The 21,360-nt window shown below is 59.2% G+C and carries 20 protein-coding genes, 2 tRNA genes and 1 pseudogene; 16 read left to right on the forward strand and 7 right to left on the reverse strand.

Features of this window, described 5'->3' with window-relative positions; all coding sequences use genetic code 11:
• Positions 1-5 precede the first annotated feature (5 nt).
• Entirely contained in the window at positions 6-902 is an 897-nt protein-coding gene (locus CRD13_RS09720) for a carbohydrate ABC transporter permease (protein ID WP_042389412.1), read from the forward strand.
• A 115-nt stretch (positions 903-1,017) separates the two neighbouring features.
• Positions 1,018-1,650: a DUF624 domain-containing protein gene (locus CRD13_RS09725; protein WP_070546210.1), complete on the forward strand. Its 633-nt coding sequence runs from the start codon at positions 1,018-1,020 to the stop codon at positions 1,648-1,650.
• Positions 1,651-1,719: 69 nt separating this feature from the next.
• Here the strand turns inward: CRD13_RS09725 and CRD13_RS09730 are convergent, their stop codons facing one another.
• A complete protein-coding gene (locus tag CRD13_RS09730) occupies positions 1,720-2,724 on the reverse strand; it encodes a PfkB family carbohydrate kinase (protein WP_069359224.1) in 1,005 nt (334 codons plus the stop codon).
• A gap of 94 nt (positions 2,725-2,818) precedes the next feature.
• On the opposite strand from CRD13_RS09730, the gene CRD13_RS09735 reads away from it, so the two are divergent.
• Entirely contained in the window at positions 2,819-3,385 is a 567-nt protein-coding gene (locus CRD13_RS09735; protein WP_048732776.1) for a thymidine kinase, read from the forward strand.
• A 20-nt stretch (positions 3,386-3,405) separates the two neighbouring features.
• Here the strand turns inward: CRD13_RS09735 and CRD13_RS09740 are convergent.
• Positions 3,406-3,479: transfer RNA gene (locus tag CRD13_RS09740), tRNA-Ile, on the reverse strand.
• A gap of 257 nt (positions 3,480-3,736) precedes the next feature.
• Here CRD13_RS09740 and CRD13_RS09745 point away from each other — a divergent pair.
• The 4 genes from CRD13_RS09745 to CRD13_RS09760 all read left to right on the forward strand — a co-directional run bounded on the left by CRD13_RS09745 (position 3,737) and on the right by CRD13_RS09760 (position 8,856).
• Entirely contained in the window at positions 3,737-5,386 is a 1,650-nt protein-coding gene (locus tag CRD13_RS09745) for a DHA2 family efflux MFS transporter permease subunit (RefSeq protein ID WP_080971454.1), read from the forward strand.
• A gap of 330 nt (positions 5,387-5,716) precedes the next feature.
• Positions 5,717-7,099 (forward strand): dicarboxylate/amino acid:cation symporter, encoded by a 1,383-nt coding sequence (locus tag CRD13_RS09750; RefSeq protein ID WP_147739738.1) that lies wholly within the window; start codon positions 5,717-5,719, stop codon positions 7,097-7,099.
• A 10-nt stretch (positions 7,100-7,109) separates the two neighbouring features.
• The gene (locus CRD13_RS09755) at positions 7,110-7,964 is read left to right on the forward strand and encodes a serine hydrolase (protein ID WP_070854092.1); all 855 of its coding nucleotides are present in this window, start codon (positions 7,110-7,112) and stop codon (positions 7,962-7,964) included.
• Positions 7,965-8,232: 268 nt separating this feature from the next.
• Positions 8,233-8,856, forward strand: coding sequence for a DUF3145 family protein (locus CRD13_RS09760; protein WP_070854091.1), 624 nt, complete (start codon positions 8,233-8,235; stop codon positions 8,854-8,856).
• On the opposite strand, the gene CRD13_RS09765 is transcribed toward CRD13_RS09760, so the two are convergent.
• Complete coding sequence (locus CRD13_RS09765) at positions 8,832-9,197, reverse strand: acyl carrier protein (protein ID WP_083308422.1); 366 nt, start codon at positions 9,195-9,197, stop codon at positions 8,832-8,834. The genes CRD13_RS09760 and CRD13_RS09765 overlap by 25 nt on opposite strands.
• Positions 9,197-11,953 (reverse strand): pyruvate dehydrogenase (acetyl-transferring), homodimeric type, encoded by a 2,757-nt coding sequence (gene aceE, locus CRD13_RS09770; RefSeq protein ID WP_070854090.1) that lies wholly within the window; start codon positions 11,951-11,953, stop codon positions 9,197-9,199. Before aceE ends, CRD13_RS09765 begins: the two co-directional genes overlap by 1 nt.
• 276 nt (positions 11,954-12,229) lie before the next feature.
• On the opposite strand from aceE, the gene CRD13_RS09775 reads away from it, so the two are divergent.
• The 4 genes from CRD13_RS09775 to CRD13_RS09790 all read left to right on the forward strand — a co-directional run bounded on the left by CRD13_RS09775 (position 12,230) and on the right by CRD13_RS09790 (position 14,538).
• Positions 12,230-12,640: a DUF3052 domain-containing protein gene (locus CRD13_RS09775; RefSeq protein ID WP_005511050.1), complete on the forward strand. Its 411-nt coding sequence runs from the start codon at positions 12,230-12,232 to the stop codon at positions 12,638-12,640.
• Between the two features lie 187 nt (positions 12,641-12,827).
• Positions 12,828-12,899, forward strand: a tRNA-Val gene (locus CRD13_RS09780).
• A gap of 72 nt (positions 12,900-12,971) precedes the next feature.
• Positions 12,972-13,577, forward strand: coding sequence for a hypothetical protein (locus tag CRD13_RS09785; RefSeq protein ID WP_141698021.1), 606 nt, complete (start codon positions 12,972-12,974; stop codon positions 13,575-13,577).
• A gap of 49 nt (positions 13,578-13,626) precedes the next feature.
• The gene (locus tag CRD13_RS09790; protein WP_187401602.1) at positions 13,627-14,538 is read left to right on the forward strand and encodes a cobalamin biosynthesis protein; all 912 of its coding nucleotides are present in this window, start codon (positions 13,627-13,629) and stop codon (positions 14,536-14,538) included.
• Here the strand turns inward: CRD13_RS09790 and CRD13_RS09795 are convergent.
• Positions 14,535-15,521, reverse strand: a complete 987-nt coding sequence (locus CRD13_RS09795; protein ID WP_049170162.1) for an SURF1 family protein — start codon at positions 15,519-15,521, stop codon at positions 14,535-14,537. The genes CRD13_RS09790 and CRD13_RS09795 overlap by 4 nt on opposite strands.
• Before the next feature lie 135 nt (positions 15,522-15,656).
• On the opposite strand from CRD13_RS09795, the gene CRD13_RS09800 reads away from it, so the two are divergent.
• Positions 15,657-16,238, forward strand: a complete 582-nt coding sequence (locus CRD13_RS09800; RefSeq protein WP_042388795.1) for a GtrA family protein — start codon at positions 15,657-15,659, stop codon at positions 16,236-16,238.
• Here CRD13_RS09800 and CRD13_RS09805 read toward each other — a convergent pair.
• Positions 16,235-16,738, reverse strand: a complete 504-nt coding sequence (locus CRD13_RS09805; RefSeq protein WP_369707166.1) for a low molecular weight protein-tyrosine-phosphatase — start codon at positions 16,736-16,738, stop codon at positions 16,235-16,237. The two genes, CRD13_RS09800 and CRD13_RS09805, sit on opposite strands and share 4 nt — an antisense overlap.
• Before the next feature lie 68 nt (positions 16,739-16,806).
• On the reverse strand, positions 16,807-17,487 hold the full coding sequence (locus CRD13_RS09810; RefSeq protein ID WP_049170165.1) for an HAD hydrolase-like protein: 681 nt from the start codon (positions 17,485-17,487) through the stop codon (positions 16,807-16,809).
• A gap of 35 nt (positions 17,488-17,522) precedes the next feature.
• Here CRD13_RS09810 and cobC point away from each other — a divergent pair, with 35 nt between their 5' ends.
• The 4 genes and pseudogenes from cobC to CRD13_RS09830 form a co-directional block, all read left to right on the forward strand.
• Positions 17,523-18,656 carry an Rv2231c family pyridoxal phosphate-dependent protein CobC gene (gene cobC / locus CRD13_RS09815; protein ID WP_187401565.1) on the forward strand — a complete coding sequence of 378 codons (1,134 nt, stop codon included), beginning with the start codon at positions 17,523-17,525 and terminating at the stop codon, positions 18,654-18,656.
• Between the two features lie 69 nt (positions 18,657-18,725).
• A complete protein-coding gene (locus CRD13_RS09820; RefSeq protein WP_069359217.1) occupies positions 18,726-19,913 on the forward strand; it encodes a Nif3-like dinuclear metal center hexameric protein in 1,188 nt (395 codons plus the stop codon).
• Between the two features lie 5 nt (positions 19,914-19,918).
• Entirely contained in the window at positions 19,919-20,662 is a 744-nt protein-coding gene (locus tag CRD13_RS09825) for a zinc ribbon domain-containing protein (RefSeq protein ID WP_016423071.1), read from the forward strand.
• Between the two features lie 24 nt (positions 20,663-20,686).
• Positions 20,687-21,352: pseudogene (locus tag CRD13_RS09830) on the forward strand (histidine phosphatase family protein); the annotation flags it as partial.
• Positions 21,353-21,360: the final 8 nt, after the last annotated feature.

A 21,360-nucleotide genomic window follows, 5' to 3' on the forward strand; every position in this document is an offset into this window, starting at 1 on the left:
CTGCAATGACCACTGAAACGGCCACCAAGCTCCCCAAGGCCAAGCCCGCTAAGCAGGACGAGGCCAAGGTGGGAGGCGTATCTAAGGTCATCATCTACGCGATTCTGGTGTTTTTGACCGTCGTGTTCTTGGGGCCAATCGCGTTCATTATCTTCAACTCGTTCAAGTCCAAGTTCGCAATTTCAGATAACCCCTTCCAGCTGCCACTAGGTGACATGTGGGTCGGGTTCGAAAACTACGCCGTCGGCCTGATGAAGGAGGGCTTCGGCTGGGCGATCGTGTGGTCCTTTGTCATCACGATCCTCTCGGTTATTGCGATTGTGTTCTTCTCTGCGATGACGGCTTACTACATCACGCGAGTGAAGACGTGGTGGACCTCGCTGCTGTATTACCTGTTTGTGTTCTCGATGGTCATCCCGTTCCAGATGGTGATGTTCCCGACCGTCAAGATCGCCGACATGCTGCATTTGAACAACCCAATCGGCATCGTGGTTCTCTACTTGGGCTTTGGCTCCGGCTTGTCGGTCTTCATGTTTGCCGGCTTCATCAAGTCCATCCCGATTGACATCGAGGAAGCCGCGATGATTGATGGCGCATCTCCGATGCAGAACTACTTCCGCATCGTTTTGCCCATGCTCAAGCCGACTGCAGTGACTGTCGCCATTCTGAACGCTATGTGGGTATGGAACGACTACCTGCTGCCGTACCTGGTCATTGGCCTGTCTACTAAGTACAAGACCATCCCGGTTGTCGTGCAGAGCTTCGTTGGCTCCAACGGTAACCGTGACCTTGGCGCGATGATGGCAATGCTGGTGCTCGCAATCATTCCGATTGTGATTTTCTACGTCGCCACCCAGAAGCACATTATCGAGGGTGTTGCTGCGGGTGCCGTTAAGGGATAGCTGCCTAAGCGTTAGCGCATAGGACGCCAAGCACCGCGTTTTACGAAAGCGAAAGCCTCAACCGCGTAGGTTGAGGCTTTCGTCTGTTAATCAGCCTTTATTAGGATATGAACCCGTGGATAGATTTTTCAGCACCGATACAAAGTTCTACGCAGCCTGGTCGCTGTTAGCAGACCTTGTAATCATCAACCTGCTGATGATCGTCGCATCCATCCCGATAGTCACTGCAGGCGCCGCAACTCGCGCTGGAGTAGTAGTCGCTCGCGACATGGTCCGTGACGAAGGCTCAAGGCCCGTACGGCGCTTCTTGCGCGCACTGTTGGACAATTGGCGCACACCAACCGTGTGGTGGCTATTCACCTTGGTTCTCGCCAGTGGCATTGGCTATGAGTTTTACGTTATCTCCCGCGCGGACCTCGGCACTGTCGGCCTGATCTTCGCCGCAGGAGTTACCTCCGGGGCGCTAATACTGCTGGGAATTACCGCGTGGGTCTACTCGCTGTGCTCGCTTTCCGACGGTCACTCGTCGCTCCGCCGAACCCTGGCAACGGCCACCAGCATGACCGTCAAAAACCTGCCGCGGACTGCGCTCGCAGTATTGGCGCTTCTCATCGTGCCCGCGGCCATATTCTTTTTCCCGGCGAAAATCTACGCGATTGCTACCTATGTCTTCCTCATCGGGTACGCGTTGAGTTGGTACTTGGTGATGCTGGCGCTTGAGCCCGTTCTGCCAGACAATGCTGGGTAGGTTCTCCCGCTGGCCCCACTGGCACTGACTTAATCGGTGCCAGCTCGCACACCAGGCCGCTGACGACCCTTAGCCCGCGTACTCTTTCACAGGGGGAAAATCCTCCGCCTCGACCATCTCCAGCAGTTTTTCGCGACGTGCAAAAGCGGAGCATGCGCCGACCGCCTGTACAGCTGCTGCGCCTGCTGCGGTGGCCAGGGGGACGGCGTCGTAAAGCGAGGTGCCCTTAGCCAGTTCCGCGGTGAGCGTGCCGACGAACGCATCACCGGAGCCAGTGCCGTCGACAATCTTCTCCTCTGGCAGCTTGAGCGCGGGGTGCTCGTAGATTGTCGGCTCGTCGTCGAGACCGTCGGAGTGCTGTGCGAAGAGACAGCCGTGGTCGCCCCGGAGCATGACGACACTGGGGCAGTACTGCAGAAGTGCCTCGAGCTGTGCGCGGTAGTCGGTAGCGCGGATGCCCTCGGCGATGTCCAGGCGACGGATTGTTTCCCAGGCGCCCTTCATGTTGACGATCAGCGGATCTGCATGGTCAATCAGCGCAGGTGTAACGGTTACGACCGGATTGAGGTTCAGTACCAGACGCGCGCTGTACATGGATGCGACGGACGCGATGGCCTCAGTTGCTTCCGGAAGTAGCTCGCCTTGCGCGAGCACGACATCCGCTGATGCGAACTCGTCGACGAAATCGGTGGGGTCGGTTAGCGCATCGGCACCGCGCTGGACAAAAATCACCGGGCGACCCTTGCGGTTCGTTGCGACGAAAGCGCTGCCGGTCGGCAAATCCCAGGAAGTCTGAATGGAGTGGACATCTACGCCGTGTGCGTTGAGTTCCTCGACCACGAAATCCGCTGCGCGGTCCTCACCAACCGTACCGGCCATGATCGCACGGACGCCGTCATAAGCGATAGCAACGGCCTGGTTAGCGCCCTTGCCGCCCAGCATATTCGTGCCGTCATCAACGATGAGCGTGCCACCTTCTGCGGGGACACTATCGACCTGTACCAAGGTATCTAGGTGGATAGATCCACATACAACAACTGTTGGATTCTCATTCAGGTCAGGAATCGGCTGCATAAAAATAAAGGATAGTCGGGAATTCAAATCCGTGTTGGCGGCCCGAGTTTACAGCCGTCAGAGCCCGCGAATCGATGCCCTACAATCGATGGCTATGGCAAAACTGTACTTCCGCTACGGAACCATGAACAGCGGAAAATCCATCGAGGTCCTCCGCGTCGCCCACAACTACCGCGAGCGCGATATGCGGCCGTTGATCGCCAAGCCGGCCGTGGATACTTTGGCTGACGGCGACGTGCACTCCCGCATCGGAATCGCGGAACGCGCGCACCTCATCCACGATGGCGATGACCTCTCCTCGCTTGCCGACGGCTACGATTGTCTAATCATCGATGAGGCACAGTTTCTTACCCCTGACCAGGTCGATCAGTTGCTGGGAATTACCCTTCGCGGTACTCCGGTGCTCTGCTACGGTCTGCGTACCGACTTTCGCACGCATGCCTTCCCAGGCTCCCAGCGCTTGCTCGAAGTTGCCCACACCATTGAGGAAATCAAGACAATTTGCACCTGTGGGCAGAAGGCCATCTTTACTGCACGGTTGAATCCGGACGGCAGCATTATCCTCGACGGCGAAACCGTGGAAATTGAGGCACTCGAAGCGCCGAAGTACATCTCCCTATGCGCCAGCTGCTACAACCGGATGTCGGGTAAATGGGCGTGAGTAGAGCCCAGAGTTTTTAGTGCCCCCACCAGGGCTCGAACCTGGGACAAAAGGATTATGAGTCCTCTGCTCTAACCGACTGAGCTATAGGGGCAAGGATTGGGCATTGTGAAGTGACAATTAAGCACTATGAACCAGTGCCCAAAACCTCATAGCATCATAGCAATCTGCCACCGTGCGGTGATAAAAGCCCTATACCCAGCGGGTTCGGCTGCCATTGCGTGGGTTCAATGAAGCTAAGTGTTTCCGTGTCGACGAAGGTAATCCCCGTTCTCAACGAAGCTGATCTTTCCGCAAAGTTACGACTTTCGGTTGATGAATCAGCCCTAGGACACTTCTAGCATTAATCCTATGAGTACAAAACCTTCCTTGAGCAGCGCCGACGTCTCAGTCGACGCACAAACCGGTGCCACAGCGAAAGCGAAGGGCACCCCCGTCATGGCAATCGCCAACGAGGATCAGATTGCTGAGTTCGGGGCCTCGCCACAGCGGTGGTGGGGGTTGCTCGTGCTCGCGGTTGGCCTCGGCATGATTGTCCTGGACGGCACCATCGTTGGTGTTTCATTGCCGACCATCATTTCGGAGCTGGGCCTTGACATCGTGGGCGCGCAGTGGATTACCACGATCTACTCGGTCGTTTTCGCCGCACTACTCCTGACCTCTGGCCGCGCTGGCGACCGCTTCGGCCGTCGAACGCTTTTTCTCGTCGGTCTGGTCATCTTCACGGTCGGCTCCGTCGTGGCCGCACTTTCCACAGCCTTGGCGCCACTGGTCATTGCCCGCGTCATCCAAGGCATTGGTGGCGCGTGCATTCTGCCATCAACACTGTCCAGCGTGAACGCACTATTCCGTGATAAAGATCGTGCCACCGCATTCGGCATCTGGGGTGCGGTCATGTCTGGTGCTGCAGCAGTCGGCCCACTCCTGGGTGGCGTGCTTACGCAGTTTGCTGGTTGGGAAGCTATCTTCTGGGTCAACGTGCCCATCGCCGTCGTGCTTTTCGTCCTTGCGCTGCGCTGGGTGCCGAACACCGCAGGCGATACCAATGGCGCGGGTCGCTTCGATGTCCTTGGCCTGGTGTTGTCTGGAATTGGCTTTGGTGCCGTGGTCTTCGGCATCATTCAAGGCGCCAAGATAGGGTTTGCTTTTCCCTCCGCACCCGTCGTCACGCTCTTAGTTGGTGCGGTGGTGCTTGTCGCTTTCGTGCTGTGGGAAAACAGTCGTCGGAAGAACGCGGATCCTGCGCTGTTGGACGTGTCGATGTTCTCCTACGCCACGTTCAGCTGGGGGAATACCACGGCGATGCTTGTCGCGGTGGGTGAGTTCGCGCTGGTCTTCGTGCTGCCGCTCTACCTGGTGTCGGCGATTGGCTTATCGACGATCGCAACCGGCCTGGTCCTGGCAGCAATGGCTCTCGGTGCGTTCTTCGCAGGTGCCATGGCGCGTCATCTGGCAGCTCGGATTACCCCGGCCGGTGTGGTGATTGTGGGCCTTGGTCTCGAGGTCTTTGGTTCGCTGCAGTTGGCGGCCGAAGAGCGCGTTGACCTGCCGCTGTGGCTGGTTGTGTTTGCATTGATTGTCTACGGTCTGGGTCTTGGTCTGGCATCGGCGCAGCTGACCTCGTTGGTGCTTGGTGATATTCCGGTGCGGCTGTCGGGGCAGGCATCGGCAACGCAGTCGACGATTCGGCAGATTGGTTCGGCGCTCGGTGCTGCGCTCGGTGGTATGGCGCTGACGATTGGGCTGGATCGTGAGATCGCGAAGCTGTCGCCGGGCCTGGAGCAGATGGGGCAGGGGCTGAAGGATTCCGCCGGCTCGATGCTGATTGGTCTGCGTGCGCAGGGTGCTCCCGACGGTGTGTTGGTGCCGCTGACAAATGCGTTTGCACATGCCACGCAGTTTGCGCTGTATTCCGCTGTCGGCGCGTTGACTATTGGCTTCCTCTGCTCGCTGAAGGTACTGCAGTTGCGCAGGCAGGCTGAGAATGCGCAAGCAAGCTGAGAAATCGAATTAGCGATGTGGAATATTCGGGTGAGGGGCCGTGTTGGAAATTGGTGTCACAACATCAATCGTGGCAGTCTTATCGTTTGTCTCTTAACCGGACTTGCTAGATAGAAATGACCAACATGAAAATGCTCACAAAGCGGCGTTGGCTCGATTACGGCCGAATCTCCACTTCCTCCTGTCGCTAAACACTTCGGGGCTTCCGCCTCGCTGCGCCTGTCTCTTCGAGGCTGAGCTCAGCGGCCCCGGACCCCGTCGCGCGCATTTGTCAGACGGCATAAGGCGCGGCACAAGTGTTTTCAGAGAAATAAAACTCCAGGAGGAAAAGTGAATAAATTTAAATGGGCGACCGGCTTCGGTGCCCAAGTTGTCTATGGCCTGATTATTGGTCTCATTTTGGGCTTCATGGCCCGCAGTACTGGCGATGACTCCTCGCTGCGCACAGCGCTCGACGAGGTCGGCAGTACCTACGTCACGCTGTTGAAGCTGCTCATCCCGCCGCTGGTGGTCACCGCGGTCGTGGTGTCGATTGCCAACCTGCGCCAGGTCGCAGGCGCAGCCAAGCTGGCTGTTTCGACACTGATTTGGTTTGCCATTACGTCCTTTGTATCGGTGGTCATCGCCATCGTGCTGGGCTTGCTTATCAAGCCGGGCGTTAACTCCGGCGTCGATGCCTCGGCTGCACAGGAACCGGATTCTGTGGGCTCGTGGTGGGGATTCCTGCAGAGCATTGTCCCGCAGAACTTCCTCGGCCTTGGTGTGAAGATCAGCGAATCTGACGGTGCTGTATCCGGCTCGCTGAACTTCAACGTCCTGCAGCTGCTGGTCATCGCGATTGTCTTCGGTGTCGCCGCAGTGAAGGTTGGCCCGAAGGCTGAGCCATTCATCGAGTTTTCCGGCTCTCTTTTGACCATCGTGCAGAAGGTGCTGTGGTGGGTCATCCGCCTGGCACCGATTGGTACCGCAGCCCTCATCGGCCACGCCGTCGCTGAGTATGGCTGGGAAGCGCTCGGCAGCCTGGGCAAGTTCGCCATTGCTATTTACGTTGGCCTGTTCCTGGTCATTGCAGTCGTGTACCCAGTCGTGCTGAAGATTCATGGCATTAGCCCAATCGACTTCTTCCGTCGCGTCTGGCCAGTGACCTCGCTCGGCTTCTTCACCCGTTCGTCTATGGGCGTCATGCCGGTCACTGAGCGCGTTGTCTCCCGTCGTCTGGCCGTACCGGATGAGTACGCCTCCTTCGCAGTACCGCTGGGCGCCACCACGAAGATGGATGGTTGCGCCGCCATTTACCCGGCTATCGCGGCTATCTTCGTCTCGCAGTTCTACGGTGTGCCGTTGGACTTCACGGACTACCTGCTCATCATCTTCGTCTCCGTTATCGGTTCGGCTGCAACTGCTGGTACCACCGGCGCTACCGTCATGCTGACCCTGACCCTGTCGACCCTTGGCCTGCCACTTGCCGGCGTCGGCCTCCTGCTGGCTGTCGAGCCGATTGTGGATATGGGCCGCACTGCGGTGAACGTTACCGGTCAGGCCGTGGTCCCGTTGGTCGTCGCAAAGCGTGCGGGAATCTGGGATAAGGACGAGTGGGACGCCAGCGCCAACGCCGACCTGTCGCCAGCCGACGAGTCGGACGACGAGTCTGCAGACGCGCCTGCTGAGAAGTCCGATTCCGCCGAAAAGTCCGAGTCCGCCACGCTTGCGTAGTCTTGAGGACATGACTTCTTGGAAGCCCTCTGTTCTTGCGCAAGTTGATCAGTGGCCAGTTGACACGGTCGCGGCTGCCGTGCGTGCCGACGATGGCAGTTGGCACACCCACGGAGATAGCGGTCGCGTTTTTGAGCTCGCCAGTGTGACCAAGTTGCTAGCCGCTATGGGAATGCTTGTAGCCGTCGAAGAGGGCGCGGTGGAGCTCGACCAAGAGCTCACGCCACCCGGTCACGGCGCGACTGTGCGTCACCTTCTGGCGCACGCCGGCGGAGTGGGGTTTGCCAGCCGTGAGCTGGAAAAAGAACCAGGGGAGCGGCGCATTTACTCCTCCGCGGGCTTTGACATCATCGCCGATGCCATCGCTGCGGAGGCAGAGATGCCGTTTAGTGAATACCTGCGCCAGGCCGTGTTTGAGCCGCTGGGGATGTCAGATTCCGTGCTGGATGGCTCGGCAGGGCATGGCGCGCGCAGCAGTGTCGCTAATCTCATGGCCTTCGTCGATGAGGTTCTCGCCCCGACTCTGCTGCATCCCGATACCGTGACCGAAGCGTTGACGGTGCAGTTCCCGGGCCTGAATGGTGTGGTGCCGGGCTATGGTATGCAACGTCCGGCCGATTGGGGCCTGGGCTTTGAGATTTTCGGACACCCCGATTCCAAGCAGGGGCTGTGGTTTGGTGTTTCGATGCCCAAGGACGTCGCTGGCCACTTCGGGCAGGCGGGTACGTTCCTGTGGCTGCATCGTCCAACCGGACGGGCGGCGATCGCCTTGACCGACCGAGCTTTCGGGGAGTGGGCAAAGCCGCTGTGGACTGACTTCAACGATGAACTATGGCGTGAACTGGAAGAACACGCTAAAGATTAAGGGGATATGAGCTAAGTCGGCGTCGCTTGCGGCGTCGATTTTTCGTCTCAGCGCTAAATCACATCTGGGGGATTAAGGACAACTTGAGGGTTGCCAGCAGCCGTCTCGGAAATAACAATCATAAACACGTGCAACGCAAACCTCAGAAGTGTTGTTTTACCGCAGTGCTTTTTTCTGCAGTGTGGCAAGTGTCGTTGGATGAGTTCGTAGGGGAAGACGAATCTCGTCTTACACCAATTGACCGCAACTTTTCCGAGGACCTTCGTCTATGCGCACCCAACTTTCAGGCGTCCTGTGGATTCACAGCATGCCAGGGCCGCTGCAACCACACATCACGTGGGCGCTGGCCCGACTCAGCATGCCCGATGGCACTAAGCCAGGCCGGGATATTTGGCGTGCGACCGACCAGGATGCCACTTTGTGCGCAGAGGTGACTTTCACTGCAAGTGCAGACACCATCGCCACACTGGTGGACAACCTGGCTAGGTGGCCCCGCCTCTATTTCGAGCTGGCGCAAGACCCAGCCGTGGATGATGACGGCTCCGCCATCGATGGCATGCGCTACTGTCATACCCCGCAGCTGGGGACTTTCGCCGGACAGACCGATGCCGCCGGAAACATCGTGGTCAACGAGGATGCGCTGCGTTCCATCATGGCACGCGGCGGCGACATCGCAGGCGCCCTCGACGCGGCCATCGGCGGGCCGTGGGATCGCGTGTTAGAGCCGATGCGCATGATGACGGCAGGCTACGCCCCCGAAGAGTGCTTTACGACGTCCACCCCTGCCGGACCCGACAGTGCCAGCGGCAACTCGACCGCTGGCAACGCAGACCTCGGCGGGGTAGAGGCAGCTAACGTGCTGCAGCTCTACCCGCGCCGGGCGGCGATGTAGTCAACTACATCGCCAAGGGTCTTAAACGAGGGAATGTCCTCGTCCTCAATGCGGACTCCCAGCCCTTCCTCACAGCGGACGGCCAACTCTACGACGCTCAAGCGGTCAAAGCCGTAGTCGGTCAGCGGAGTGGGGAGCTCTAGGGACTCCACCTCGTCGTTAGCCATCTTTTTGACGATTGCCGCGACCTCTCCGTGAAGACCTGCGGGCAGGTCAGCGTCGGCGGAACCCTTCTTCGAGCCCGCGTTCGCTGCATTGAGAGAGGCATCGTCAGCGTCACCGGCTCCGGTGACCTGTGTGCCCAATAGGGCGCTGAGCTGATCTCCAAGGCTAGAGGTCATTATTCAGCGTCCTGAGTGGTTGCGGTTGGATCGGTAATCTGCAGCTCTTCGGCTGCTTCCTGGGCGACACTCTTGTCGAGCTTGCCAGCGCGTGCCAGTGCGGCCAGGGCCGCAACAGCGACTGACTCGCCGTCGGAGTTGAAGTAGCGGCGAGCGGCCGGACGGGTATCCGAGAAGCCGTAGCCGTCGGTGCCGAGGACAGTGTAGTCACCCGGAACCCACTTGCGAATCTGCTCCGGGACCGCACGCTGGAAATCAGTCACCGCGATGAACGGCCCATCGGTGTCGGACAGCTGGCGGGTAACGAAGGCGTCCTCGACCTCTTCAGCCGGGTTGTGCAGACGCTCAGTGTCACGCTCGTGTCCATCGCGAGCCAGCTCATTCCACGAAGTCACCGAGTAAATCGAGGAAGCCACACCGTAGTCTTCCAGGATGTCCGCGGCGCGCAGCGCCTCCTGCATGCCAATGCCGGAAGCCAGCAGGTTGACATGCTTGTCGCCCTCAGCCTTGCGGAAGCGGTAGATACCGCCAAGCAGCCCTTCGACATCGAGGTCTTCCGGGACAGCCGGCTGCGAAGTCGGCTCATTGTAGATAGTCAGGTAGTAAATGACATCTTCGCCGCGCTCCGGACCATACATGCGGTCGATACCGTCGCAGACGATGTAAGCAATCTCGTAGCCGAATGCTGGGTCGTAGGAGACCACGGACGGGTTCGTAGCTGCCAGCAGCTGGGAGTGACCGTCCATGTGCTGCAGGCCTTCACCTGTCAGCGTCGTGCGACCGGCGGTGGCGCCGAGTAGGAAGCCGCGGGACATTTGGTCACCGGCAGCCCAGATGGAGTCAGCCGTGCGCTGGAAACCGAACATCGAGTAGAAGATGTAGAGCGGAATCATGGCCACGCCATGGGTGGCGTACGCCGAGCCGACAGCGGTAAACGACCCCACAGAGCCCGCCTCGGAAATGCCCTCGTGCAGAATCTGGCCGTCCTTCGCTTCCTTGTAGGACAGCATCAGTTCATGGTCGACCGGAGTGTAGTTCTGGCCGTGCGGGTTGTAGATCTTCAGCGTCGGGAACCAGGAGTCCATGCCGAAGGTGCGGGCCTCATCAGGGATGATAGGCACGAAGCGGTCCTTGAGATCCTTATCGCGCATCAGGTCCCTGAAAACACGCACCGTCGCCATAGTGGTGGCAACCTTTTGCTTACCTGATCCCTTGAGGAGGTTTTTCAGGGTTTCCGGCTTTGGCGTTGTCAGTGGTTCGTAGCTAGTGCGACGCTCCGGCACGAAACCGCCGAGTTCTTTGCGACGCTCCAGCATGTACTGCACTTCCTCGGACTCCGGGCCCGGGTTGTAGTACGGCGGCAGGTAGGGATCCTTCTCCAGCTCCTCGTCGGAGATCGGAATGCGCTGGTTATCACGGAAAAGCTTCAGATCATCGAGCGTCAGCTTCTTCATCTGGTGGGTCGCGTTGCGGCCCTCGAAGTTATGGCCGAGGCCATAGCCCTTAACCGTGTGCGCCAGAATGACGGTCGGCTGATCCTTGGTCTCCAAGGCCTTCTTGTAGGCAGCGTAAATCTTGCGGTAGTCGTGGCCACCGCGACGGAGGTTCCAAATCTCCTCGTCGGTCATGTCCTCGACCAGCTTGGCAGTGCGCGGGTCACGGCCGAAGAAGTGCTCGCGCACCCAAGCGCCGTTGTTAGCCTTCAGCGTCTGGTAGTCGCCATCGCAGAACTTATTCATCAGGTCGACTAGTGCGCCGTCCTTGTCCTTAGCGAAGAGCTCGTCCCACTCGCGGCCCCAAACGACCTTGATGACATTCCAACCAGCGCCGCGGAAGAACGACTCCAGCTCCTGGATGATGCTGGTGTTGCCGCGCACCGGACCGTCGAGGCGTTGCAGGTTACAGTTAATGACGAATGTCAGGTTATCCAGGTTGTGCAGCGCCGCATGCTGAATGGCGCCACGAGATTCCGGCTCGTCCATTTCGCCGTCACCGAGGAAGGCCCAAACGTGCTGCTGGGAGGTGTCCTTGATGCCGCGGTCATGCAGGTAGCGGTTGAAGCGTGCCTGGTAGATGGCGTTGAGCGGACCAAGGCCCATGGACACCGTCGGGAACTCCCAGAACTCCGGCATGCCATGCGGGTGCGGGTAGGAGGGAAGGCCATTGCCCTCGCCGAGGGAGACTTCCTGACGGAAACCGTCGAGGTCCTCTTCGGTCAGACGCCCCTCTAGGAATGCGCGGGCGTACATACCCGGCGAAGCGTGGCCCTGGAAGAAGACGTGGTCACCGCCGCCTGGGTGGTCTTTGCCGCGGAAGAAGTGGTTAAAGCCGACCTCGTAAAGCGGTGCGGCGCCCGCATAGGTGGAGATATGTCCGCCCACGCCGATACCCGGACGCTGTGCGCGATGGACCATAATTGCCGCATTCCAGCGAATCCACTTGCGGTAGCGGCGCTCAATGTCCTCATCGCCTGGGAATTCTGGCTCCATCTCAGTTGGGATGGTGTTGACGAGGTCTGTCGAGGTCAGCGGCGGTAGAGCCACGCGCTTTGCCGTGGCACGTTCCAGCAGGCGCAGCATGAGGAAACGTGCGCGCTCCGGACCTGCCTCTTCTAACAGTCCGTCGAGAGACTCAAGCCACTCCTTGGTCTCTTCAGGATCTGCATCCGTGAGATAGGAGGCGACCCCATCACGGATAAGGGCAAAGTTTGACTCATCAGAGTGGGCTTGTGGCGTACCCGACGAGGTATCGGACATTGTGAGCTCCTTTCAGTCCCTGAAGGAAAGGCAAAGGTTATTTTTCTCCACTCTACGTCTGAATCGTTTGTTGTGCCCCTAGCCGTTTCTTGCACACGCTTTCACCGAACAATCCGGTCGGCTTTACGACGAACATTGCGAAGAACACTGCGAAAACTGCACCTTTTTGGGGAAATTCTTATTTTGCAGCTGTGAAAAATGTATTTGAGCGGTAAAATTTCTCCACATAGTTCGAAAAATCGAGCTGAATATTTTTTCTAGAGGAGGAAAAGGGAAGTGGTCAACGCCACAGGCGCTGCTCATGAATATGCGAGCAGGCTCGGCATCAAGGAAGGTCAGCTAGTCCAGGAGGTTGGCTGGGATACAGACTGTGACTCAGCAATCAGTGAGTCGGTCGAGAATTTCCTGGATGCAGACCTGCTCGACGAAGACACGGATGAGGTTGTCGACGTCGTATTGCTGTGGTGGCGTGAAGAAGACGGCGACTTGGTCGATGGCCTTGTGGATGCTTCCCGCCCTTTGGAGGATGAAGGCCGCGTTTGGCTGCTCACGCCAGGCGCTGGTCAGCCGGGCGCCATTGATCCTGGCGTGATTGATGAGTCCGCACAGCTGGCAGGTTTCTCCAACACCTCGGCGCTTCGTCTGGGGGATTGGCAGGGCAATTGCCTGGTGCAGCGCTCTAGCTAGCCGGTTCTAGCTGATTGGCTTTAGCTAATCAGCTAAATTTGGCCACTAGCTGAGCTGTTGCTGGGTAGGGCTGCCGTGAGGCGGGCTGTCGTCGTTGAGAAAGCCTGCTTAAATAAACTGGATAAACGCTGTGTGTAGTGCGAAATTGGCAATCCATGTTTGCCGTGTGTTAAAGTTTCGCAGCAGCGCGGCGATAGCTCAGCGGTAGAGCTCTGGTTTTACACACCAGCGGTCGGGGGTTCGAAACCCTCTCGCCGCACAGTCATAATCCGTCCGGATTCTCGTAATGGAGAAACCGGGCGGATTTTTGTTTGTGCTAAACTCCCGGTCTGTGCGTTTTACCAAATCGCTAGTAACCATCATTGTTGCCGGATCTCTACTTGCGGGCCCACAGGCCTACGCAATTGGAGGAGACGGTAAACCAGTAATCGACGCTGCCACCTGTAAGGCAATGGTCAAAGCCGCAAATGCAGGCGAGCCGGTGGAGGATCCATCGATTCTCCATCTCTCCGACAAGATGCCTTCCTACCTTGCCGACGGCACCCTGGACTACGTTGTTGCTCCAGACTTTCCGTACCGCGCGCAGCTGGACGCTGCTGCCCAAGAGTGGAATGAAAAGCTCGGTGGCAAGGTCGTGCTCCGGGAAGTGACCAAAGACAAAGCTGATTCGGATACCGTGAGCGTTCGCTACGTGCCTAAGCCGAACTCGCACGTTTTGGCTTCTGCATCGGAAATTAGTAAAGAAATGACGGTTTTCGTTACTTCCACACTCTATCCTGATGCAATTCGCAGCACGCTTGCACACGAGTTTGGGCACCTACTCGGTATCCGGCACACCTGTGATTACACCTTGATGGCTGCATCTTCGCACCGTCATCCGGCAGCACATGTCACTCCGCTCGATGTCGTAGCCGTTCTGCAGGGACAGTTCGATTAAATTGCGTATAAAAGCCAGAAGTCGACGCCTCTGGCGACGCGGTGCGGCTATCGCTGTGGGGTATGCACTTGACCGCATTTTCGCAGATCCCACCAATCACCATCCGGTGGCCCTCTACGGGCAGGCTGTCAGCAAGCTTGAGCGCCGAATCTACGCCGACTCCAAAGGGTGCGGTGTAGCTTTCACCACCATCGCCGTGGCCACACCGGTAGCGCTTACCGCCGCAGTCAGCACAGTCGCTCCGAGTCTCACGCTGGCTGCTGTCACGTGGGCGTCTCTTGGCGGCACCACTCTTCGCCGCACTGGTGAACGCATGGCCGACCGACTCACCTCCGGCGACATCAATGCCGCTCGTGCGCTAGTGCCGTGGCTGTGCTCGCGTGATCCGAAAGCTCTCGACGCTGATGGCATCGCCCGAGCCACCGTCGAATCGCTCGCCGAGAATACCTCCGACGCCGTCACCGGCACTCTTATATGGGGTGCCATTGCAGGAGCTCCTGGTGTGGTCGCTCATCGAGCGGCCAATACCCTCGACGCGATGGTCGGGTACCGCAACGCTCGCTATCGCCAGTTCGGGTGGGCTAGTGCACGGCTTGACGACGTCGCCGGGTTCCTCCCCGCGAGACTTACAGCTGTCGCAACTGTGGTTGCAGGCCCGGATCGTCGTCAAGCATTGGCAGCGTGGCGACGAGACGCCAGCAACCACCCAAGCCCGAACGCAGGCGTCGTGGAGGCGAGCGCTGCAGGCGCGCTGGGGCTGCAGCTGGGCGGCGCGACGGTGTATCCCAGTGGAGTGGAGATGCGCCCGGTGCTTGGCAGTGGTCGGAGACCTGCGGTGGCAGATGTTCGGCGTGCGGCTGAGCTGAGCAAGCGAGTACAAAATATTGTTGCGCTCAGCTGCGCCGGAGCAGCAGCAATCGCCGGATGTATCCGGCGCGTTAAAGCGCGAGCTGAGAGTTAGAAACGCTCGTCGTATCGGTTGTCGCGGTAACCTGCGGCGCGGTGGCCAGTGTTGCCGTAGCGTTGCGCCATGCGCTGGCGGTGCAGCTCGGCGGCGCGATCCTCTTCGGACTTAGCCTGCGGAGGAGTGGGAGTGGTGGCATCGTCCGATTCGGGTGTTGCGTCCTCGGAGTCATCAGCGTCATCTACTGGTTCCGCGGCTTCGGCATCGCGGAGGTTCTTAGCCATCTCCTCTTGCTCCGCGCGGTCTCGTCTGCGCTCGACGATTTCAGCGCGAATGAACCAGACGACGGCCAGCGGCACGAGAGCGCCGAAGAAAATCCACTGAATGCCGTAGGAGAGGTAGGGGCCGGACTCCAGAGTGGGTAGCGGAATGGCCTCGATGACGGCATCGGATTTGTCCGAGAGCTGAAGCCAATCGGGGTTGAGTTCGGTGTCGACTAGCTCGGACACTTCCTTGGTATTGATTCCGTAGACCTGCGGCGGGGTGCCGGGGATTGGGGCGGTCTCGGCGGGAATCTCGTTTCGGCGGGTAAAGGCCGAGATAGTCAAGGTGCCCTTCGGGGCTGGCTCAACATTGGGGGTGCTGGAGTCTGTCGGGCGTACAAAGCCGCGGTTGACCAGGTAGTTTTCGCCATTGTTAGCGACGAAGACATCGAGTACCTGGACGGCGGGGGCTCCATTGACCGGGCGGTTACGCAATAGCACGCGGGTATCCGGCAGGAAGGACCCGGTGGCGGTAACGCGACGCCATTCGTTGCCCTCGACGAACCCTTTGCCCTTGGGCATTAGCTCATTGACATCTACGGGGTCGAGCTCGAATGAGTGCTCAAGCTGCTGATTGCGATGCTGCGTCGCGGTGTTCTTACCCAACTGCCACGGAGCCAGAACAGTAAATGCGAGATAGGAAAACGCAATGGCGACAATGGCAGTGAGAACCCATCCAGGGGTCAGAAACTGGCGCACATTCTTAAACACATTCATTGAGCTTACCCGGTGGTGTGGATGGCACTAGAGCGGCTGGTGGTTGGCGGTGCGGAGATTGAGTGAACTTCGGGTAAAGTTGTTTGAGCGTATTTGACGGGGAATCTACCCGGGATAGATGGAAAGAGAGGTGTCGTGGTGGGCACGCAAACAGCGAAATCTTCGCCTTCACGCCGCTTCAGCACAGTCTCGCGCCAGTTCATCAAGTTCGGTCTGGTCGGCGGCACAGGTGTGGTTGTCAACCTGATTGTCGTGATTATTGCCCGCAAGTTGGGTCTCAGTCTGGGCACCAATGAGCACGACGTGTTTATGAACTTGTTCGGAACGCGGTGGAATATCCGTTACTCCCACGTCTATGCAACTCTGGCGTTTGTCGTGGCTAACATCTGGAACTTCCAGCTCAACCGGTCCTGGACTTTCCGAACTGACAATCGCCCGAACTGGTTTAGGCAGTTCTTCCCATTTTTATTTGCAGGTATCTCAGCGCTGATTGTGAACCTGGTAGTCATCACGCTGCTGACTAACCCCACCTCGCCGCTGGCACTGCCGGTGGATATTTTCGACGACTCCACCGGCTTTAGAAACCGCCTCTACTGGGCAAACCTTATCGGCGTTATTTTGGGCACGCCCGCTAACTTCATCTTGAATAAGATTTGGGCGTTTCGAAACCGGGGCAATGCCAGCAAAACAAAAGAAAAGGTTGTTTTGAAACCTTAGCGCTCAGAGGCCAGCGCCAGAGTCTCACGCAACCATGCGATGATTCCCGGCGTCGCGGCCTCAATTTCGTTTCGAGTGCGGACGAATCCCTCCGGACCTCCGTAGTAAGGATCGGCCACGACGGCCCCCTTCGGGGATGCCGGGTCGAAGGAGCGCATCAGGCGAATCTTCTCTTTTGGCACGCCAGCGTGGAGTAGACCATTGATGTGCGATTCATCCATGGCGATGAAAAGCGTTGCATCCATGTGCTCATCGCCCAGCTGTGCCGCGGTGTGGTTCGGATCGTAGCCAGCATTTTCCAGCTCGGCTTGTGCTCGCTCGTCGGCGGGTTCGCCGACATGCCAGCCGCCGATTCCGCAGGAGGCGAGCAGGACATCGTCGGCAAGCGCATTGGCTTCAACCGCGTCACGGACGATGATTTCAGCCATGGGGGAGCGGCAGATATTTCCGGAGCAGACAAACACGACGTACACGGACTCAGTACGATGCGACGAGTTCATAAGCATAATAGGCAAAACCAAACTTCTCGGAAAATAAAAATAGGATTGTCACTAATCGTTGACGAGTCTTAAAGATACAACATTTCCCGCACAACACGATTCAGGTCCTCAGGCGAGGACGCCACCGCCGCTGCCGATGCCCACTCAGATTCCGAGCCGTAGCCCCATTTAACAGCGATGGCGGGGATGCCGAACTGTGCGGCGCCCTCAAAATCATGGATGCGATCGCCAACCATTACGACCGAACCGTGCGGACGCACTGCTTCATCGGTTTCAATGCCCAACTCCTTGAGCGTGTACTCAATGACCTCAGTCTTAGTCTGTCGTGAGCCGTCGTCGCTGGCGGCGCCGATGAAGTCAAAGGCGTCGAGAAGCCCGAAATTGTCCAGGGTCTTGCGGGCGAAGTAGTCGCCCTTGGACGTCGCAGTGGCTAGTTGGACACCAGCTGCCCGCCAATCGCGCAGGAGCTCCGGCCAGCCGGGGAACATCTCGGCACGCTGCCAAGCACCGGCGTGTTGATGCTCCATGTACACAGCGAAGGCTCGGTCGACTTGTTCGTCGGAAAGTCCGAGGGATGCGAGTGTCTCCACCATTGGCGGGCCGGGGATCGTGTTGATAAAGCTCTCGGGCGGAAGTGGGTGGTCAATTGCCTTCAATGCAAGGCGGAACCCATGTGCGATTGCGGGGAGAGAATCGGCGATGGTGCCGTCGACATCAATAAGGACAGTGGGGCGATGGCCAGTGGACATATTGTTCATCCTAAAAGGTCATTAGGCTGGATGGCATGTTAGACGACCCGCTGCGCTATCACGGCGATCAGGCCGCCCATGGCGCTGACCTGGACTTTGCCGTCAATGTTCACGGCACCACACCGCAGTGGCTGCAGGACTCGCTGGCCACGTCCCTCGGAGAACTTGCCGCGTATCCGTCTGCGCAGCTCGATGCCGACGTCCGCGCTGCCATTGCCACCAACCACAATCGCAGCGCCGACGAGGTACTGCTTCTCCACGGCGTCGCCGAGGGCTTTTCGCTCTTGCCGCACCTGGGCTTGCCCGCCACCATCGTCCAGCCGCAGTTCACCGAACCTGAAGCCGCGTTCCGCGCCGCGGGAGTCGGGGTGGATTCGCTGGTACTACCGTCGCCGTACACGCTCACGCCTACGCTTGCCGACGTCCACGAGAACGCCTCCTCCCCGCATTCCCAGCAGCTTGACGGTCGGATGGTCATCATCGGCAATCCGACTAACCCCACCGGTGTTGCTCATTCAGCGGATGACCTGCGGGGGCTCGCCAGCCGTTGTGGGATCTTGGTCGTGGATGAGGCATTTATGGACGTCGCCGATGGTGAGATTATTCGGCGGTGCTCACTAGCTGATTGCAGGCCGGGGGAAGCGAACAGTATCCCCGATAATGTCATCGTTTTCCGCAGCATGACTAAGACCTGGGCAATCGCAGGCCTGCGCTGTGGTTACGCACTGGGAACCCCTGAGCTCCTGGCGAAGTTGGGGCGACTGCGTCCGCACTGGCCACTGGGCACGCTGCAACTTACCGCTATGGCGGCAATCGCGTGTCGCGAGGCAGAGCTGTTGCCACAAATCCGCGCTGAGATTGGTCAGCAGCGCGAGACTATGACACAGCTGTTAGTAGCCGCCGGCTGGCAGGTGTTGGATTCCAAGGCTCCCTTTGTGCTGGCGCGCCCGGGGGTTGCCCTGAGCACGCATGATGGTCCGGACGCTGCGGAGGTTGACGTCGTCAAGCACGAGCGCCTGAGACAGCGGCTCGCTGCGCGCGGAGTAGCCGTGCGGCGTTGCGACACCTTCGCCGGTTTGGACGGTTCGTGGTGGCGGCTGGCTGTGCGAGACGAGACCAGTGTGCGGCGGCTCATTGCGGAAGTAGCGGATTTGCTGTCGCAGAACTGATGGGTCGGGGCAGAGTTCACTACGCTGGAAGAGAAGCTGGAGAGAAATGCATGTTGAAGGGATGGATGTATGACGGACTCTGCGCAGACCCGTGCCGAGGGCAATAACACGGTGGTGACCGTTGCCGACGTGCGTGCGGCGATGGATGCGGCCTACCCGCCGGCACTGGCGGAGAGCTGGGATAAAGTTGGCCTGATTTGCGGTGACCCGCAGGATGAGGTGCGTCGCATCGCGTTGGCGCTGGACTGTACTGACGAGGTCGCAGATCGCGCGATTGCCTCCGGTGCTCAGATGCTCGTTGTGCACCATCCGCTGCTTCTGCGTGGTGTGAATTCCGTGGCGGCGGATACACCGAAGGGTCGGATTATTCATAAGCTGATCCGGGCAGGTGTAGCTCTCTTTGCAGCGCACACCAACGCTGACAGCGCCCGACCGGGTGTCAACGACCAGTTGGCCACGGTGCTCGGAGTTGAACCGGGTGCGCCGCTAGCTCCGCAGCCGGCTCCCGGCTTGGATACCTGGACGGTGAAGGTTCCGGCAGATCACGTCGATAAGGTTGCGCAAGCCATGTTTGAGGCGGGCGCGGGCACTATCGGCGACTACGACAGCTGTGCGTTTCGCATTAACGGCCGCGGCCAGTTCCGCCCGCTGAGCGGGGCAAATCCCTTCATCGGCGCCGAGGGGCAGATTGAGTATGTCGAGGAAGTGCGCCTGGAGATGGTCGCGCCACGGTCCGTGCGCGCGGCGATTGTCAAGGCTCTCGTTGCAGCGCATCCGTATGAGGAACCGGCATTCGACATCGTGGACAATCAAGCCACCGGCTTGGATCCACAGCAGGCTGTGGGCATTGGGCGAGTGGGCACGCTGGATACGCCGATGCCATTTAAGGACTTCGTCGCCCGTGTGGCTGAGCGCCTGCCCGCAACGGCATGGGGTGTGCGTGGCGCAGGCGATCCGGAGCGGATGATTCGCACGGTTGCCGTCGCATCTGGTTCAGGTGACTCTTTCCTGGACACTGTGGCAAAGATGGGCGTCGATGCGTTCGTTACCTCTGACCTGCGGCATCATCCTGTCGATGAGACACTGCGGACCGCGGACTTCTGCGTGGTGGACACGGCTCACTGGGCCAGCGAGTTCCCCTGGTGCTACCAGGCCGCAGACATGCTGGCCGAGAGGCTCGGGGTCGCGACCGAGGTCCTTGAGGTGCGCACCGATCCCTGGACAGTGGCAGAATCGTCGACACAGGCAAGGAAGTGAAGACCATGAGGCTTAGTCCACAAATCCAAGTTGCGATGTTGGAAAAGGCGGAAAACCAAACTCTGTTGGATGGGCTCACCGCCCGCCAGAACGTTCTGCCCGAGCGTGCCGAGTTGCAGGAGCTGCGCAAAAAGCACAGCCGTCAGGCCAGTGAGGCAGCGCGCTCCAAGCTCAGCGCCTCCGATATCGGCCGCGATATTGCCAAGCTGGAATCGGACATCAACAAGCTGAAGGCCCGCGAAAAGGCTGACCGTCTGTCGCTCGGTGCCGCAGAAGACGCATCCACGCGCCGTGACCTCGAACACGACCTGCGCTCCACCAAGCGCCGCCGCGAACGCGCTGAACAGGAACTCCAGCAGTACGAGCGCATGCAGGAGGCCTATCAGGTCGACGCTGAGCACGAATACGACGCCGACGAGGCGCACGATGACATCGTCGCCGCCAAGCAAAGGCTTAACGACGCCGAGGTTGACCTCATTGCGCGCATTTCCATCGCTGAGACCCGAATCGAAGAGGCTGACAAACTCATTGATGGTTCGGCAGCCAAGCTTTACCGTCGTCTAGCGCTTGCTAATGGAATCCCCGTTGCCCGCTTAAACGGACGCACCTGCGGTTCCTGCTTCATGGAGCTCGATGTAGGAACCGTGCATGAATTCACCACGCTCGCGCCGGAAGAAGTGACGTTTTGTCCTGAATGTGGCGCGATGATTGTGCGTGCGGAAACGCTGGGAGCGGTGAAAGGCGCGTAAATGAGCCAGGCTGCAGACAAGCGCGATAGCGCGCCGGGCTGGACGGGTGCGACTACGGATCCCACGCGGTTGGTGCTGCTGCGCCATGGGCAGTCGCCAATGTCGATTCGCCGGGAGTACTCGGGAAGCCGTTCGAACCCCGACCTGACAGAGGTGGGCAGACAGCAAGCGGAAGCGGCAGCACGTCACCTGGCGGCGTTGGTCGATAGCGGCAACATGAGTTTCTCGGCGATTGTGGCCTCTCCACAGCGTCGTGCACAGCAGACCGCAGAGGCGGCTGCCAAAGCGCTCGGGCTGGACATCCACGTTGAAGAGGATTTGCGCGAGACCGACTTTGGGCAATGGGAGGGCATGACTTTCTCCGAGGCTCACAACGCCACCCCTGAGCTGCACAGTTCCTGGCTTGCGGATCCGGCCGTGGCGCCACCGGAGGGGGAGGATTTCCGCGCGGTCGATAGCCGAGTGAGCGCCGCGCGTGAGCGCATCGCTCAACAATTCGGTGCCTCGGATGTGCTGGTAGTCAGCCATGTCACGCCAATCAAGTCGCTGCTGCGCCAGGGGCTCGGCTGCGGCTTTGAAATCTTCACTCGCCTGCACTTGGACCTGGCCAGCCTCTCCATCGCGGAGTTCTACGCAGATGGGCCGACATCAGTGCGGCTGATTAACGACACCAGCTACCTGCGTGGTTAGCAGCCGAG

Origin of the sequence: Corynebacterium sp. LK26 (genome assembly GCF_014335085.1) — a bacterium.
Taxonomy (GTDB): domain Bacteria; phylum Actinomycetota; class Actinomycetes; order Mycobacteriales; family Mycobacteriaceae; genus Corynebacterium; species Corynebacterium jeikeium_D.

Bases quoted from the DNA above. Each gene is read 5' to 3' on its own strand.
- aceE (WP_070854090.1), bottom strand. From the start codon at position 11,953: ATGTCCGATACCTCGTCGGGTACGCCACAAGCCCACTCTGATGAGTCA.
- CRD13_RS09760 (WP_070854091.1), top strand. From the start codon at position 8,233: ATGCGCACCCAACTTTCAGGCGTCCTGTGGATTCACAGCATGCCAGGG.
- CRD13_RS09755 (WP_070854092.1), top strand. From the start codon at position 7,110: ATGACTTCTTGGAAGCCCTCTGTTCTTGCGCAAGTTGATCAGTGGCCA.
- CRD13_RS09730 (WP_069359224.1), bottom strand. From the start codon at position 2,724: ATGCAGCCGATTCCTGACCTGAATGAGAATCCAACAGTTGTTGTATGT.
- cobC (WP_187401565.1), top strand. From the start codon at position 17,523: ATGTTAGACGACCCGCTGCGCTATCACGGCGATCAGGCCGCCCATGGC.
- CRD13_RS09810 (WP_049170165.1), bottom strand. From the start codon at position 17,487: ATGTCCACTGGCCATCGCCCCACTGTCCTTATTGATGTCGACGGCACC.
- CRD13_RS09805 (WP_369707166.1), bottom strand. From the start codon at position 16,738: ATGAACTCGTCGCATCGTACTGAGTCCGTGTACGTCGTGTTTGTCTGC.
- CRD13_RS09795 (WP_049170162.1), bottom strand. From the start codon at position 15,521: ATGAATGTGTTTAAGAATGTGCGCCAGTTTCTGACCCCTGGATGGGTT.
- CRD13_RS09720 (WP_042389412.1), top strand. From the start codon at position 6: ATGACCACTGAAACGGCCACCAAGCTCCCCAAGGCCAAGCCCGCTAAG.
- CRD13_RS09735 (WP_048732776.1), top strand. From the start codon at position 2,819: ATGGCAAAACTGTACTTCCGCTACGGAACCATGAACAGCGGAAAATCC.
- CRD13_RS09765 (WP_083308422.1), bottom strand. From the start codon at position 9,197: ATGACCTCTAGCCTTGGAGATCAGCTCAGCGCCCTATTGGGCACACAG.
- CRD13_RS09745 (WP_080971454.1), top strand. From the start codon at position 3,737: ATGAGTACAAAACCTTCCTTGAGCAGCGCCGACGTCTCAGTCGACGCA.
- CRD13_RS09825 (WP_016423071.1), top strand. From the start codon at position 19,919: ATGAGGCTTAGTCCACAAATCCAAGTTGCGATGTTGGAAAAGGCGGAA.
- CRD13_RS09820 (WP_069359217.1), top strand. From the start codon at position 18,726: ATGACGGACTCTGCGCAGACCCGTGCCGAGGGCAATAACACGGTGGTG.